Below are 15,754 nucleotides of genomic sequence, written 5' to 3'. Positions count from 1 at the left end.
TTTATATTAAACTAAAGTTACATGAATAGAAGGAGTGATAAAATGAGTGAATATGTTTTGGAAACTAGACAGTTGACCAAAAAATACCGGGGTATAAAAGCATTGGATAATATTTCTATTTCATTAAAACCTGGTAAAATTTATGGTTTAATAGGTCGAAATGGAGCAGGAAAGACTACTTTTATGAGGATGATAGCTGGTCTAAGTTTTGCAACAGAAGGTAATTATAGTTTGTTTGGACAAAGTGGTGCAAAGATAAAGGATGCTAGGAAAAGAATAGGATTTATGATAGAATATCCCGCTATAAACACATCTATGACTGCTAAAGATAATATGTCTTTACATAGAATGATAAAAGGAATACCGAATAAAGAAAAGGAAGATGAATTACTAGATTTGGTAGGGCTTAGAAATAGTGATAAGAAAAAAACAAGAAATTTTTCTCTGGGAATGAAGCAAAGACTAGGAATTGCCATTGCATTAGTTGGGAGTCCAGAATTTCTGGTATTAGACGAACCTATCAATGGTTTGGATCCAATGGGAATTGTTGATATACGGAATTTATTAAAATATTTATGTGAAGAAAAAAATATAACAATATTGTTGTCTAGTCATAATTTATCGGAGCTTTATCAAGTAGCTACAGATTATATAATTCTTGATAGTGGAAGAGTAGTAAAGCAAATTACATCAAAAGAATTAGATGAAGAGTGCAGAGAATATATTTTTTTACGCACAAATAATCCAGAAAAATCAGTAAGTATAATAGAAAGTGAACTGAATATAGATAATTATATGGTAATGCCAGACAAATCTATACACTTATATAATTGTGTAGATAAACTTGAAGAAATAGCTGAAATTTTACATATAAATGACATTGTAGTTACAGAATTATCTGTAAGAGCTAATTCATTAGAAAAGTATTATATGAATTTAGTAGGGGAGGATAAACATGATTAATTTGATGAAGTGTGAAGTTTTAAAGGCGAGAAAATCTTTGCCGATAAAAATATTAACTATATTGATAATTGTTCTTTCTGTAGCTATGGCTTTTTCTCATCTAAATTATGTAGGATCACCATATGTAAAAGAATTAAATATACCACTTGAAGGATACAATACATTCTTTTCGAGTATGAATGATAGTGCAACCATTGAACTTTTAGGAATAATGATAGCAAGTATTTTAGTGTGCACGGATTTTGAAAATCGTACTATTCAATCTGAGATTTCTGCTGGATATAGTAGATTGCAAATACTACTTAGTAAGGTTATAGTATTTGGAATTACATTTTTTTTCGTATATCTTCCAATTCCACTATTGCGTGCAACCATTCAAGGCTTGTTATATAAGTTTGGAAGAGAAATGACAATGGAAACTATAACACATATGGCTTTATCCTTTGGGGTGGTCATACTAATAGGAATTGCAATAAATACAATGACAATTTTATTAGCTTTTATTATTAAAAAAAGTGTAATTACGATTGGAGCAAGTATCGTTATAATTACTTTGGTTGGGAATGCTTTTTTATCATTTGGATCTGTTAGTGATGATTTTAGAGGCTTTCTATCAAAAACACCTATTGGTCTAAGTAAATATATAGCAGAAGGACAATATAATTCAGATGTTTTATTTACTGCAACAATTATAAGTATAGCAAGTATTGTATTTATGATCATATTAACATACGTAATTTTTAGAAAATTAGATTTGAAATGAGTGTGATTATTTGAAAATAATTAATGTAGTACTGATAATAGTTTTAGTAATATCTTTTATTTATATTTTTGTTTTAGAAAAACAGATAAGAGCTATCAGAAATCAACTAGAGCAAAGATATAAAAATAATACACAGCAACCATTGTCAGTAGAATTATTAAATCGTGAGCTATCATCATTGGTATCAAATATTAATCAATCACTAGAACTAGGACAGTGTGCAATAGCTGAAAATAAACATAAAGAAAAGGAATTAAAAAATATGATAGCAAGTCTATCTCACGACTTGAGAACTCCGCTTACCGCTATAAAAGGCAATATGCAATTAATAGAGCAAGGAGAAATAAATTCCGATCAAAGGCAAAAAATCGGTATAGTCAAAAGACATATTGAAGAAATGTCGCAACTTGTTGATAGTTTTTGGGAATACTCTTATCTGTCTGTTTCAGAAATAGAGATTAAATTTGAAAAAATTAATATTACAAATATAGTTGCAGAATGTGTAGCAGACTATGTACATGAATTTGAAAAAAAAGGGATAGTTGTTTTTTATAAACAAGAAAAACCGTTATTAGTATATAGTGACAAAGGTTATATGATAAGAATTATAAATAACTTAATACAAAATTGCATAAAATATTCAGATGGAGATGTTATTATAGAATTTGAACAGCTTAGTGATAGAATTATTTTATCAGTAAAAAACATTGTGCGAGAAGGAAATGATATAGATATATATCATATTTTCGATAGATTTTATACTGAGGACAAGGCTAGAAAAAAAGCTGCTGGTTTAGGTTTATCAGTAGTTTCGTTGTTGTCTGAAAAGATGGGTGGTAGGTCCTATGCAACATTAGAAAAAAATACATTGGGTATACATGTAGAATTTATGATATTTAAAAATATCTAAAAAATTTAAATCATCAATAAATATAATAACTGTGTATAAAAAATCGCATAGAAAATACTATGCGATTTTTTATATTAAAGTTCTTTTACTATATTGATTATATCGATTACTAACTTAGGACAGACAGTGGTCATTAACTGTTTTTCCTCAATGATTTTAGCTTCTTCAGGTATAGTAAGGTTGTATCCTAATATATCTGAGCATATATTTGATTTTTGAAGTTCTTTGTATTTTTCCTTGTATTCAAAAACCTTTGATACAAGCTGACCTTTAGCTATACCATCTCCAGGTTCACAGTGTCCATATTTTAATCCAACAGCAATTAACCCACCTATATACGAACCACACATTTCACCTTCGTACATTCCACCACCAAACGCAGCAGCGGCTTTTAGAGCTTGTTTAACATCTAAATTTAAATCTTTTGCAATTTCTTCTACAATTACTTGTCCACAGTCAATTCCATCTGCAAACTTATTTAATACATCTTGATTATTCATATTATATTTTACTAAACTTACCATGTAAGTTTAATCTCCTTATATTATATTTAGGCTTAAAAAGGGAACCTATAACCCTATTTGCATGAAGTGCATACATTCAAAAAAATTAAATTAATATCTTATAATTATTGTAAAATTAAACATATGCATTACAATTATATAAAAAAAATTGAATTAAGTCCAATCTAAATAACATATTTTAGAGGTATATAGTATAGATAAAATAAAGACATAAAAATTAAGTATAGCAAAAGTTAATCATTTTAGGTTAGTATAGTAATATTAGATTATAGTAATATTTGAGTGTATATTTATATAATAATTGGAGTTAAAAATCAATATTTCCCATATGTACTATATTCTAAATATGAAAAAATGTTATATTAAAAAAATGTGAATTTATAAATAAGTATTTTAAATATATGAGGTGGATTATGTTTGGTTATGTACGAATAAATAAAATGGATTTGACTTTTAGAGAATATGAGCATTATAAAGCATATTACTGTGGTCTGTGCAAGTATTTGAAAAGGAATCATACTGAAATATCGAGGTTGAGCATAAATTATGATATTACTTTTTTGATACTGCTATTAACCTCTGTCTACAAGCCTAAAGCAGAGGTCTTTCATGAGAGATGTGTCGTAAATCCAGTCAAAAAGAAAAAGCATATGATTAATGAGATTACCGAATACGCAGCGAGTATGAATATATTATTGACATATTACAAAATAGAAGATAATGTCAACGATGATGGTGGAATTACAAATAATGCTGCAAAATTGGCATATAAATCTAGCTTTAAGAGTGCATATAAAAAATATCCTGAAAAAGCAGAATACATAAAAGAAAAGTTAGGCGAACTGTCTGAATTGGAATCAAAAAACTCAACAAATATTGACGAAGTATCAAATATTTTTGGGGATATAATGAAGGAGATATTTACATATAAAGAAGATGAGTACACGGATAGGCTAGGAAGTGTAGGATTTAACTTAGGAAAATATATTTATATATTAGATGCATATGAAGACTTGGATGCGGATATTAAAAGCGGAAGTTATAATCCTTTCAAAGAATATGAAGAGGATAGAGAAGCTCTGAAACTAAAAGTTGAAAAACTAATAGATATGATTTTATCTAGAGTAGAGGAATCGATAATAAATCTTGATATAAGTGTAAATAATGCGATTATAGATAACATAATTTATTCAGGCATATACTTGAGATACAAAGGGATTTTAGCAGGGATACAGAACAAGAAAAATCAAACATAATATGAATTAAATTACTATAATGTATTTATTAAGTCCAATACAATGTAAATAGTAATGCTATAGTATATAAAAAACATTACAATACATAAAAAATATATATAAATTAGGATAATATAGAATATCGAATGATATAAACTAAAAACAGGGAGCGATAACCAGTAGTTACCACTCCCTATTTTTAAGCAATATTTTTGCAGAATATTTATTGTTCACTTGTTATACCATCAAGCATCTTTTCTTTTGAGTACGGATATAATTTTTTGAATCTACCAAATACAAAATATCTATATCCTTCTTCATCATAATAGCAAGTCATCAATGACACCATTGCCTTGCCATCTACACGTTCTACAAAGTCATCTTTTATTAAATCAGTTCTATCATCTTTGACTTTTCTAGTTTTGACGGCTTCGTATTCATAGATATTTTTTTTATTTGTGAGTTTTATAGTATCACCTTCTTTGACTTTCATTAGAGAGCCAAAAAGTATTCCATCTTTTTTGAAATAATGTCCAGCAACAGCATAATTTCCAAGACCCATCTTTTGATCTGGTTTCATAGTACAGGCACCATACATTAAGTTATTATTTTGTAAACCATCAAAAATAGCTATATTCATGTTAATTGAAGGTATTACAAGTTGTCCAACAACTTTATCCATATCAGCTTTTTCACGGTTTAATATTACTCCGTTAACATCGATTGCCTGTATTTTAGAAGCATCAAACTCCTTTTCACCGCTATTTGCATTTTTTTCTAAATCTTTATCAGATAAAGAATCTATTTTTACTTCTTCGTTATTTTTTAAAAGAAAAAATTCTGATATTTTTGGTATAGATATAAAAATTATTCCGACTAGTATAAGAATAACAGCAAATTTTTTTTTCATAGTTAATGTTGATATATTGATATAATACCAACTCCACCTTTCTTATAATAATAATGAAAGTATAACACAGAGCAATTAAAAAATAAATATATTCTCAATTATTTGAATCATTAATTTAAGAAAAAAATATATATAACATATTTAATACATTAATTTTTTGAGGATATTTTGGTTAATATGTGCATAAATATTCTATTTTTAACTACTTTATGATATTATAATATTAAAGATAATGTTTATTATTAAAAAGTTAATTTTATAGTTTATTGATGTGTTGATGTTTAACGGTTGAGATGTTCATATTTTGCGGCTTAGACAGGAAAATATTCACATTTAAACATACATATATTTTAATCATACAAGGGGGGAATAAAAGTGAAAAATAAAAAATATTTAAATTTACTAGCAGCATTAGCCATTGCAATACCTATGACAATATCGGTGGGTGCTATTAACGGAGTGTTTGCAGATAGTAATCTTAATTTTACAAAGATAGATTCAAGCAGCGGAAATGGATTAGGTGGAGCTTCTATAGATTTTTATAAAGGTTCTTCAAAAATATTTAGCGCAAAGACAAAAGAAGATGGAAAACTAGATCCTGCTTCGTTGAGTAGAAGTGGATTTTTGGATTCTGAAGGTAACATAAAGCTTCAAGATGGCCAATATTCATATTATGAAACTAAAGCTCCAGGTGGATATATGATAAATGTTCAGGGTAAGTCGTTTTCTGTATCTGGTGGTGTGGGTGATAGCACTGAGCTTTCAAATACTAAATTCACAGGAGGAAGAGGTCAGTTAATTATTAGAGTAACTGGAAAAAACTTGAATACTCCTTTAAGTGGTTCAACAATTGATCTTTACAAGACAAACAGCAAGGGTGCATACGTAAAAGTAGCTATCTTGGATTCTGGTGAAGATGGATATTTAGTAGATGGATATGCACCAACAGCAGATATAGGTGATACACAGATTGAAGTAGTCAACGGAACTTTGTCATTAACACCAGGTAGCTACATGGTTCAAGAAGAGAATGCTCCTACTGGATATGCTAAAAACACAAAGAGATACACTGTAAAAGTTTATGAAAATCACATAGCAGATAGAGTGAATATAACTCATAAAACTAGCGACACTAATGTTAGTGGTGAAACAGGATTTAAGTTAACAGTAGTTGACTCAAAGACTCAAAAAGGACTAGAAAATCAAGAAATAGCAGTGTATTCTACAGATGCAAATGGGAAAAATGAAAAGCTTGTATTCTTAGGAAAGACTGGATCAGATGGACTTTTAGATCCATCAAAGACATTGTCAGGTGGAGGACTTTCATCTAATGGTGTATTGACTTTAGAACCTGGTAATTATTACTATAAGTTAAATAACTATGCAGATGCAAAGAATCGTACATTTACTGTAGCTGAAGGAAAAGTAACACCAAGTAAACTTTCATTGACTTCTACTTCAGCTGGAACTACGACTACAAATGGAAACAGTACAAAGACATCAACAAATTCAACTTCAAATGGAAATAACACAAAAACAGGTACTTCATCATTAGCAAAGACTGGACAGAAAAACTTAGCAATATATTCAGTAATCGGTGCTGCCATGGTAATCGGTGGAGTAATAGTCTACAAGAGAAGATAATAATATATAAATAGTAAAAAATAACAGTTGAGAACCGTTATTTGCAATATATACACAAAAATCCGCATAAAATTGCGGATTTTTTGTTTTAAGAAAAAAAAATCAAATAAATCCTAGTAAATTAGTCGAGATTAATTGATTTTTTTGGGTAATCATAGTAATATAGTCTTGTGTGAAAATAAATAAGAAATAAATATATATAATAATAGCTGAAAGGATAGAGAAACCGTGAGTGATATATTATTAGAGATAAAAGACTTGAATGTCAAAGTAGGGGATAAGCATATCCTAAAAAATATAAATTTAGTTATAAAAAAAGGAGAAACTCATGTAGTAATGGGTCCTAATGGATCAGGAAAATCTACGCTTGTAAATACAATAATGAGTAATCCAAAATATGAAATAATGTCTGGTAAAATTTTCTTTGAAGGAGAAGATGTTACAGATATGGCTGCAGATGAAAGAGCAAAAAGAGGTATATTTATGTCATTTCAATCTCCAGTAGAAGTATCTGGAATAAGTGTAGAAAACTTTATCAGAACTTCAAAATCTGCAGTAGATGATAAACCTGTTTCTGTGCTTAGATTCAATATGGATTTATCAAAGAAGATGAAAGAATTACAAATGAAGCCAGAATATGCAGCAAGATACTTAAATTATGGATTTTCAGGTGGAGAAAAGAAAAAGACTGAAATACTACAGATGCGTATATTAAATCCAAAGCTTGCTATGCTTGATGAAACAGATTCAGGTCTAGATGTAGATGCGGTAAGAATAGTATCTGAAGGGATTAAAGATTACAAAAATGATGATAATGCACTTCTTATAATTACACATCATAAGGAGATTATACATAATGTTGTGCCTGATTTTGTACATGTTTTAGTTGATGGAGCTATAGCAAAAGAAGGTGACGGATCGCTAATTCATAAGATAGAAGAAGAAGGTTATGGCTGGATTAGAGATGAGGTGAATTCATCCAATGGAAACTAAATTAGAAAAAACTAAAAAAACTCAAATTGAAGAACATGATCGTGGCATATACGATGTTAAAAATGAGTTTAAATATAAATCAAAAACTGAAAAAGGTCTTACTGAAGAAATTGTAAGACAGATAAGCGAAGAAAAAAATGAACCGGATTGGATGTTAGAAATAAGACTTCAATCTTTAAAGAAGTTCTATGAATTAGATAATCCAACTTGGGGACCTAATCTAGATGAAGTAAATATTGACGATATTACAACGTATATAAGACCAGATGCTGAGTTGGTAGAAGATTGGAATGAAGTTCCTGACGATATTAAAAATACTTTTGATCTACTTGGTATTCCAGAAGCAGAAAGAGAAAAAAATCTTTCTGGTGTTGGAGCACAGTATGATTCAGAAGTAGTATACCACAATATCCAGCAAGATCTTCTTGATAAGGGAGTAATATACACAGACTTTGAAAGCGCAGTAAAATTATATCCTGATATAGTAAAAAAATATTTTATGAAATGTATTTCAAATGCTGACCATAAATATGCAGCACTACACTATGCTGTTTGGTCTGGAGGATCATTTGTGTATGTGCCAAAGGGTGTAAATGTAGATGTACCACTTCAGTCGTATTTCAGACTAAATGCTCCAGGAGCAGGTCAGTTTGAACATACACTTATAATAGTTGAAGAAGGATCTTACTGCCACTTTATAGAAGGCTGTTCTGCACCTAGATACAATGTAGTAAACATACATGCTGGTGCTGTTGAATTATTTATAAAAGAAGGATCAACACTTAGGTACTCAACAATAGAGAACTGGTCAAGAAATATGTATAACTTAAATACAAAGAGATCTATAGTTGAAAAAGATGGTAAAATTGAGTGGGTTTCTGGATCGTTTGGATCTAAGGCATCTTGTCTATACCCTATGAGCATACTAAAGGGCGAAGGTGCAAAATCTGAATTTACAGGAATCACTTTTGCAGGAAAGGGTCAGTACTTAGATACTGGAACAAAAGTAGTTCACGCTGCTCCTAACACATCTTCAACAGTAAACTCTAAATCTATATCAAAAGATGGCGGAGTAGCTATTTATAGAGGTTTAGTAAAAATCACAAAAGAAGCTAAGGGTTCTAAATCAACAGTAAGTTGTGAATCATTAATGCTAGACCAAGAATCTAGATCAGATACAATACCAGTAATTGATATTGCTACACAGGATGTAGATTTAGGTCACGAAGCAAAAATAGGTAGAATAGATGACGAAGTAATTTTCTATCTAATGAGTAGAGGTATTAGTGAAAGTGAAGCAAAATCAATGGTTGTTAGAGGTTTTGCAGAGCCTATAGCTAAAGAATTACCTCTTGAATATGCAGTAGAAATGAATAATTTAATAAATCTTGAACTCGAAGGTACAATAGGTTAGGAGGATTACTATGATAGCAAACAGATTACCACTTATTACGTGGAGATGGCTGAAGGTAAATGAATCTCTAATCGAATTGCCTGAAGTCAAAGAAAATATAAATGAAATAGTAGCAAATGAAGGTGACGAAGTATCAGCACTTTTTGATATAAATAAAATAGAAGATCAAGAAACTGATTCAAGACGTACAATAATAAATATAAAAGCAAACAAAGGCTCAACTGTAAACATATATTATGTAGCAAGATGTAGTGAAGAACTTTCTGCACTTACTGATATAAATGCAGAAGTTATGGAAGATGCTACAGTAAATTTAATTCAAATTGAAGTAGGTGCTAAGCGCTCAGTTACAAATTATGTAGTTGATCTTATTGGAAACAAATCATCAACTAATGTAGAATCTATATATTTCGTAGATGAAGATAGAGATTTAGATATTTTCTATCATGTAAAACATCATGGAGAAGATACTAGGTCAAATATATTAGTAAATGGAGCTCTAAAAGATAACGCTAAGAAAACTTTTAAAGGAACAATAGATTTCAAGAGAGGATCTAGACTTTCAAAGGGAAGTGAAGAAGAATTCGCGACTTTATTAGATGATGGAGTTAGAAATATAGCTGTACCATTACTTCTTTGTGAAGAGGATGATGTAGAAGGCCTACACGCTGCAAGTGCAGGTCAGATTGATCAAGATATGTTATTCTACATAATGAGTAGAGGAATGGATTTGGAACAAGCTAAGAAGATGGTAGTAGAGACAAAGTTAGTTCCTACAATAGACAAACTTCCTGATAGAGAATTATCTGAAGAAGTGTGGAAGCAGATAGAGCAAAGAATATAGTATAAACACAATAAAAAGGTGAGGTGTAAGAAGTATGAAAAAAGAAGATATAATGAACATCAGAAAAGAATTTCCGTACTTGGATGAAGAAAAAGTGGGGAAAAAAATAGTATATTTTGATAATGGAGCAACCTCTCAAAAACCAAAATGTGTAATAGATGCTCTTGCAAATTACTATAGTTATCAGACTGCAAACCCTCACAGAGGAGCGCATTATTTAGGAATGCTTTCTACAGAACTATATGAAGGCGCTAGAGATACTGTAAGAGACTTTATAAATGCAAAATCTTCTAAAGAAATAATATTTGTAAGAAATACAACGGAAGCGCTAAATTTAGTTGCATATTCGTATGGACTTGATAAATTAAAAGCTGGAGATGAAATAATACTTTCAATATATGAACACCATAGTAATCTTGTAACTTGGCAGTTTGTTGCAGAAAAGACAGGTGCAGTGTTAAGATATGTATATTTAACTGACGATAATGAATTTGATATGAATCAGTATAAAGAGCTTCTTAACGAAAAAACAAAATTAGTTGCTGTAGCGGGTGCTTCAAATACTGTAGGTGGAATAATTGATGTAAAAGAAGTTACGAGATTAGCACATGAAGTAGGTGCTGTTGTATCTTGTGATTGTGCTCAATTAATACCTCATGTAAAAGTGGATGTACAAGATTGGGATGTAGATTTTCTATCTTTCTCAGGTCATAAAATGTATGCTCCTATGGGAATAGGTGTTTTATATGGTAAGAAGGAAATATTAGATTCTATGGTTCCATATATGTATGGTGGCGATATGATAGAGTACGTTTATGAACAAAGCACTACATTTGCACCTGTGCCAGCAAAATTTGAAGCTGGTACTCAAAATGTGGGAGGGGCTGTAGCTTTAGCTGAAGCAATAAGATTTATGCAAAGGGTAGGCATAGAAAATATACACAAGCATGAATTAGATTTGACTGAATACGCATATAATAAAATGAGCGAGTTAGACTTTGTAGAGATTTATTCGACTAAAAACTATAATAGATCTCCACTAGTTGATTTTAATATAAAAGACATTCACTCACACGATGTATCAACAGTTTTAGATACCTTTGATATAGCTATAAGAACAGGACACCATTGTGCAATGCCATTACATTCATATATTCACCAAAACTCAACTTGTAGAGTTAGTTTTGCAGTATATAACACATACGAAGAAGTTGATTTCTTTATTGATAAATTAAAAGAGGTCAGAAAGGTGATGGGATATGGATCTTAAAAGTTTATATACAGATATGCTTTTGCAGGAAAGCAACAATAAGGCAAACAGAAGAGAATTAGAGTCTCCTACTTTTAAGGAGTTAGGTCATAATCCTAGTTGTGGTGATGAAATAACTTTAGAAATAGAAATGGATGGAGATACAATCAAAGATGCTGCATTTGTTGGAGAAGGATGCGCAATTTCTAGAGCTTCTACATCTATGATGATAGACTTAATAAAAGGCAAGGATATACACGAAGCGAAAGAATTGACTGAAAAATTTATTGGTATGATAAAAAAAGAAGTAGATGTAGACGATGATCTAATTGATACACTTGGTGATGCAGTAATTTTAGAAAATGTGTCAAATATGCCAGCTAGAGTAAAATGTGCAGTACTTGCATGGCATACTTTAGCAAATATAATAGATAATAATTTTGAAAGCAAGTAATATAATTGTTTTTAGAAGTAAAAGATGATTGAAAAATAATAAATTTTAAATATTTAAAAACATAAAAATAAAAAGTGCCAAACTGTGTTTAAAGATGATTTTATCTTAAATATAGGAGGCACTTTTTTATTGTTAAGGCATAAATTAAAATGAATTGCAAAAAAGAATATAATCATTAAATTATTATCAAACTTATTTTATAATTATAAAGATTAAGGGAAAGATAAAGCATAATATTTATATATATGGATGTATTAAAGTGAAAGAAATTAATTGTTAATAATAAAAAGTTTATATTATAGATAATTGAGAATATTTCAAAAAAAATCCTTGATTTTTAAAAAAAAAAGATTTAGGATGTAACTATAAAGAAAAGAATAATACAAAAAAAGTAAAATTTTTATTATTAAATTCTTTAATAACTTTAGTAAATATGCAAACGATTGCAAATATATTTTTTTGATAAGATGAATATTTTTTTAATTCTATATAAATTTATTTTATAGACTAGATAAATTGAAAGTCATTAATTATTATATTAAGAAGGAGGGAAAGTATGGTTACAAGACAGCACAAATCAAAACAAATTAGCATGTTTATTTCTAGCATGATATTGTTATCGATGGTACTGCTAATATCATTGGGTGGAAATTCGTTTGCTGAATCAAAAGTGGTAAAAAATGTAACGGAATTAAAAGAATCAGTTACAAGTGCAACAGATGGAGATGTCATCACTCTGTCAGAAGATTTTTTATATGATAATGTGACAATTTCAGTACCAAATATCAATGTAACAATCAATGGAGAAAATAAGATTTGGTCAAAGGGAACTATTAGTGTAGATGGAAATGGAAGTGGAAGTTTAGAGGTTAAAAATTTAGAGTTTTTAACGGCAGAAGGTCCAAGAGCATTTAGTATAAATACATCTAGTAAAGTTGTTTTAGATAGTGTAAAGGTTACAGGACGTCATGGAACTGGGGATGGCGGAGCATTATGGTTTAATGGTAATGCAAATCTTAAAATATTAAATTCTCATTTTGAGGACAATTCAACATCTGGATCTGGATACAGTGGTGGAGCAATAGCAACAAAAGGGTTTAGTGGAAATTTAGTAATAGATAATACTAAATTTATAGGTAATAAGACCTTAGCATTAGGAACAGGAGTTCTTGGTGGCGAAGGTGGAGCAATTTATATTTATAGACCTACTGGTGGGACAATTGATATATTAAACTCTACTTTTGAAAAAAATGAAGCAGTTAAAGATGGAGCAAGTTCTGGTAATATACAGTTTGCAGATGGTGGGGCTATCGCAGTTTTTGATGTAATAAACGGAGCAAAAGTTAATATTAAAAATAATAGTTTTAATGAAAATATTGCTGGAGATGATGCAGGAGCTATTTTAATTCAAACTATTGAAAGTGTGACTTCAGGAGTTAATATAGAGGATAATAGATTTAGAGGAAATATTGCACAGTCTTTAGAAAGAGAAACTGCAGGTGTTAAGGCTCAAAGTGGAGGCGCTATACAGTTATATCAAAATTCCGGATTCTCTGGAAGATTTACATCAAAAGTAAATATAACAGATAATACTTTCGAGAAAAATAGCGTCCTAAATGGTGGAAAAGGGGGAGCTATAGCAACATCAAAACCGATACAAGCTTTATTTAGCAACGTTCAAGGTATTCTAAGTGGAAATACTTTTACTGGTAATACGCCAGATGATACAGTTGGAAGTATTATATGGCAGTAGTTTTTTAGAAGTTAGTTTATAAATAAATGGAGAGTTTTCACTCTCTATTTATTTATATGTATGGAAATTACGTCAAGAAAAATTATTAAAAAGAGGAGGAGTTATGAAAAAAAGATTTTATATTTTTTATGTAGCAATAGCGATAGCAATTATTTTTGGATTTAAAAATTCAGACTTTATTCATGCACAAGATTCATCAGGTGAAGGAAAAGTCATCGTTAAGTACTGTAATGCTACAGGCGAAAAACTATTTGATGATATAGTTATAGAAGGTAATATTGGAGATACCTATGTTACTCAGGGGATTTTGTATGCATTTCCCGACATAGTATCGAACAATCAGGAAAAATATGTGTACAATAGAGTAGATGGAGATGTAATAGGAAAAATAGATAAAGATGAAAAAGTAGTGACGTATTATTATAGCGTAGTAGGTGATACTCCGGGTGAAGTACATGTATATTATAAAGATAGGCAAGGAAGAAAGATAGATCAAACAGATGTTTTTTATGGTGATGTGGATGCTGAATATAAAATTACACCAAAAAAAATATCTGGGTGGAAACCAATTACTAGTGCTCCAATTGAAGGAAAATATAATCATTATACCGTTGCTGCAGACAAGTTTATTGAAATAAAATATGAACAAGATACCTCACAGTTAGAAGATGGAAAAAGTGGAGTATTTGTAATATATAAAATAAATGCTCTTCCTCCAGGGCTATTCAGTAGACCATCTAAATTCATACAAGGAAACCCTGGAGATGAGTGTCAAATACAAGTTGAAGAAATGATTTCTCTTGGTGTTAATCCAGTTTTTCCTAGTGGTTGGGAAAATGGAAAAGGAAAATTTCCAAGTGAGGCTAATAAAATAGAAATCGTTGAAATAAATTATGATATGCTATATGATGGTCCTAAGGCGAGTTTTGATATATACCATATGGATAAAGAGTTATTTGAAAAAAATCTACCTTCAGGAATAACTAATATGGAAGAAAATGAACTTAGAAATCATATTGCATATTTGACTCATCAAAATGCTAATGTAATTGATAGAACAACTTTAGTAGATCAGATTGGGAAATCATATGCATACTCTCCTTTTTATGAAGGAAATCTTCCAGAGTCTGAACGATTAGGATATGATTTGAAGATAAATGACAATAAATATGTATTTGCAAAGGTGTATGAGGATGGAGCTCCAGCATCAGATGTATTCCACATGGAATTACGCGATGAAGACGGTAATGCTAGGTTTAAAAATTTAATATTTTTATATGAAAAGATAAAAGATGAATATAAAGTAACTTTTGAGCCAAATGGTGGTAAATTTACAGATAGTACTACAGAACCAAAAGTTGTAAAAGTTGAAGAAGGAAAGACCGTAGATTCACAAGATGTAACTAAAGAGGGATATACATTTAAAGGTTGGTATTTAGATAAAGAAGGCAAGGAAAAATTTGATTTCACTACACCTATAAATGCAAATATAACTTTATATGCAATGTGGGAAAAAGAAGATACTCCAGGTGGTGGCGGAGGTGGAGGGGGAACAGTTGATCCTCCAACAAAGAAAGCTACAGCAGTACTAGCAAATGGAGGCAAATATACTGACGTACTAACAGCTACAGTACTAGCAAATGAAAGAAATTGTCCAATACTTCTAACTGGAACAGACAGTATTTCTACTGAAACATTAAACGAGCTAAAAAGACGTGGAACAGGGGATGTAATAATATCTGGTGGATTGGATTCAGTATCTAAGAAAGTTGAAGAACAATTAAAAGACTTTAATATAGTTAGATACGCTGGAACTGACAGATACGAAACTGCAAAAGAAATTGGAAAACAAGTTAGAGCTTTGACAGGTAAAACTGATGGTGCGATGTTAGTCGATGGAACTAACTTCCCTGACGTAATTACAATATCAGCTCTTGCAACTCAAAAGAGAGTACCAATTTTAATTACAAATCCTAACAAGCTTACAACTACAACTGAAAATGTAATAAAGGACTGGAAGNCTAAGCAATATAGTAATCGGTGGAAGTACAAATTCAGTAGCAAAGAACATACAAGATAGGTTAAATGCTGATTTAAA

The 15,754-nt window shown here is 30.2% G+C and carries 14 protein-coding genes; 12 read left to right on the top strand and 2 right to left on the bottom strand.

Going from position 1 to position 15,754, the window contains the following annotated elements:
- Window positions 1–42 precede the first annotated feature (42 nt).
- Genes C0982_RS05555 through C0982_RS05545 form a run of 3 tightly spaced genes read left to right on the top strand, consistent with a single transcriptional unit; the run spans window position 43 to window position 2,636 of the window.
- Window positions 43–963, top strand: a complete 921-nt coding sequence (locus C0982_RS05555) for an ABC transporter ATP-binding protein (protein WP_101773276.1) — start codon at window positions 43–45, stop codon at window positions 961–963.
- On the top strand, window positions 956–1,726 hold the full coding sequence (locus C0982_RS05550) for an ABC transporter permease (RefSeq protein ID WP_101773275.1): 771 nt from the start codon (window positions 956–958) through the stop codon (window positions 1,724–1,726). Before C0982_RS05555 ends, C0982_RS05550 begins: the two co-directional genes overlap by 8 nt.
- Window positions 1,727–1,736: 10 nt before the next feature.
- Window positions 1,737–2,636: a sensor histidine kinase gene (locus tag C0982_RS05545; RefSeq protein WP_101773274.1), complete on the top strand. Its 900-nt coding sequence runs from the start codon at window positions 1,737–1,739 to the stop codon at window positions 2,634–2,636.
- 74 nt (window positions 2,637–2,710) lie between these two features.
- On the opposite strand, the gene C0982_RS05540 is transcribed toward C0982_RS05545, so the two are convergent.
- Window positions 2,711–3,160: a C-GCAxxG-C-C family protein gene (locus C0982_RS05540; RefSeq protein ID WP_242961508.1), complete on the bottom strand. Its 450-nt coding sequence runs from the start codon at window positions 3,158–3,160 to the stop codon at window positions 2,711–2,713.
- A 413-nt stretch (window positions 3,161–3,573) separates the two neighbouring features.
- On the opposite strand from C0982_RS05540, the gene C0982_RS05535 reads away from it, so the two are divergent.
- On the top strand, window positions 3,574–4,416 hold the full coding sequence (locus C0982_RS05535; protein ID WP_101773273.1) for a DUF5685 family protein: 843 nt from the start codon (window positions 3,574–3,576) through the stop codon (window positions 4,414–4,416).
- A gap of 202 nt (window positions 4,417–4,618) precedes the next feature.
- Here C0982_RS05535 and C0982_RS05530 read toward each other — a convergent pair whose 3' ends face one another.
- Window positions 4,619–5,305: a class A sortase gene (locus tag C0982_RS05530; RefSeq protein ID WP_101773272.1), complete on the bottom strand. Its 687-nt coding sequence runs from the start codon at window positions 5,303–5,305 to the stop codon at window positions 4,619–4,621.
- Window positions 5,306–5,680: 375 nt separating this feature from the next.
- On the opposite strand from C0982_RS05530, the gene C0982_RS05525 reads away from it, so the two are divergent.
- The 8 genes from C0982_RS05525 to C0982_RS05490 all read left to right on the top strand — a co-directional run bounded on the left by C0982_RS05525 (window position 5,681) and on the right by C0982_RS05490 (window position 15,736).
- A complete protein-coding gene (locus C0982_RS05525; protein ID WP_101773271.1) occupies window positions 5,681–6,949 on the top strand; it encodes an MSCRAMM family protein in 1,269 nt (422 codons plus the stop codon).
- Window positions 6,950–7,177: 228 nt separating this feature from the next.
- Window positions 7,178–7,942, top strand: a complete 765-nt coding sequence (gene sufC / locus C0982_RS05520) for a Fe-S cluster assembly ATPase SufC (RefSeq protein WP_101773270.1) — start codon at window positions 7,178–7,180, stop codon at window positions 7,940–7,942.
- Window positions 7,932–9,356 carry a Fe-S cluster assembly protein SufB gene (gene sufB / locus C0982_RS05515; protein ID WP_101773269.1) on the top strand — a complete coding sequence of 475 codons (1,425 nt, stop codon included), beginning with the start codon at window positions 7,932–7,934 and terminating at the stop codon, window positions 9,354–9,356. Before sufC ends, sufB begins: the two co-directional genes overlap by 11 nt.
- Window positions 9,357–9,366: 10 nt before the next feature.
- Complete coding sequence (locus C0982_RS05510) at window positions 9,367–10,200, top strand: SufB/SufD family protein (RefSeq protein ID WP_101773268.1); 834 nt, start codon at window positions 9,367–9,369, stop codon at window positions 10,198–10,200.
- Window positions 10,201–10,234: 34 nt separating this feature from the next.
- Window positions 10,235–11,470: an aminotransferase class V-fold PLP-dependent enzyme gene (locus C0982_RS05505; protein ID WP_101773267.1), complete on the top strand. Its 1,236-nt coding sequence runs from the start codon at window positions 10,235–10,237 to the stop codon at window positions 11,468–11,470.
- The gene (gene sufU, locus C0982_RS05500; RefSeq protein WP_101773266.1) at window positions 11,460–11,903 is read left to right on the top strand and encodes a Fe-S cluster assembly sulfur transfer protein SufU; all 444 of its coding nucleotides are present in this window, start codon (window positions 11,460–11,462) and stop codon (window positions 11,901–11,903) included. Before C0982_RS05505 ends, sufU begins: the two co-directional genes overlap by 11 nt.
- A 556-nt stretch (window positions 11,904–12,459) precedes the next feature.
- Window positions 12,460–13,656 carry a hypothetical protein gene (locus C0982_RS05495; protein WP_101773265.1) on the top strand — a complete coding sequence of 399 codons (1,197 nt, stop codon included), beginning with the start codon at window positions 12,460–12,462 and terminating at the stop codon, window positions 13,654–13,656.
- 103 nt (window positions 13,657–13,759) lie between these two features.
- Entirely contained in the window at window positions 13,760–15,736 is a 1,977-nt protein-coding gene (locus tag C0982_RS05490) for a cell wall-binding repeat-containing protein (protein ID WP_101773264.1), read from the top strand.
- Window positions 15,737–15,754 lie beyond the last annotated feature (18 nt).

It is taken from the genome of Peptostreptococcus faecalis (assembly GCF_900240845.1).
Classification (GTDB): Bacteria; Bacillota; Clostridia; order Peptostreptococcales; family Peptostreptococcaceae; genus Peptostreptococcus; species Peptostreptococcus faecalis.
Note: the sequence above shows the minus strand (reverse complement) of the source record. Positions and strands in the feature narration are given on the sequence as shown.

Bases quoted from the DNA above. Each gene is read 5' to 3' on its own strand.
- C0982_RS05555 (WP_101773276.1), top strand. From the start codon at position 43: ATGAGTGAATATGTTTTGGAAACTAGACAGTTGACCAAAAAATACCGG.
- C0982_RS05550 (WP_101773275.1), top strand. From the start codon at position 956: ATGATTAATTTGATGAAGTGTGAAGTTTTAAAGGCGAGAAAATCTTTG.
- C0982_RS05540 (WP_242961508.1), bottom strand. From the start codon at position 3,160: ATGGTAAGTTTAGTAAAATATAATATGAATAATCAAGATGTATTAAAT.
- C0982_RS05535 (WP_101773273.1), top strand. From the start codon at position 3,574: ATGTTTGGTTATGTACGAATAAATAAAATGGATTTGACTTTTAGAGAA.
- C0982_RS05530 (WP_101773272.1), bottom strand. From the start codon at position 5,305: ATGAAAAAAAAATTTGCTGTTATTCTTATACTAGTCGGAATAATTTTT.
- sufB (WP_101773269.1), top strand. From the start codon at position 7,932: ATGGAAACTAAATTAGAAAAAACTAAAAAAACTCAAATTGAAGAACAT.
- C0982_RS05510 (WP_101773268.1), top strand. From the start codon at position 9,367: ATGATAGCAAACAGATTACCACTTATTACGTGGAGATGGCTGAAGGTA.
- C0982_RS05505 (WP_101773267.1), top strand. From the start codon at position 10,235: ATGAAAAAAGAAGATATAATGAACATCAGAAAAGAATTTCCGTACTTG.
- sufU (WP_101773266.1), top strand. From the start codon at position 11,460: ATGGATCTTAAAAGTTTATATACAGATATGCTTTTGCAGGAAAGCAAC.
- C0982_RS05495 (WP_101773265.1), top strand. From the start codon at position 12,460: ATGGTTACAAGACAGCACAAATCAAAACAAATTAGCATGTTTATTTCT.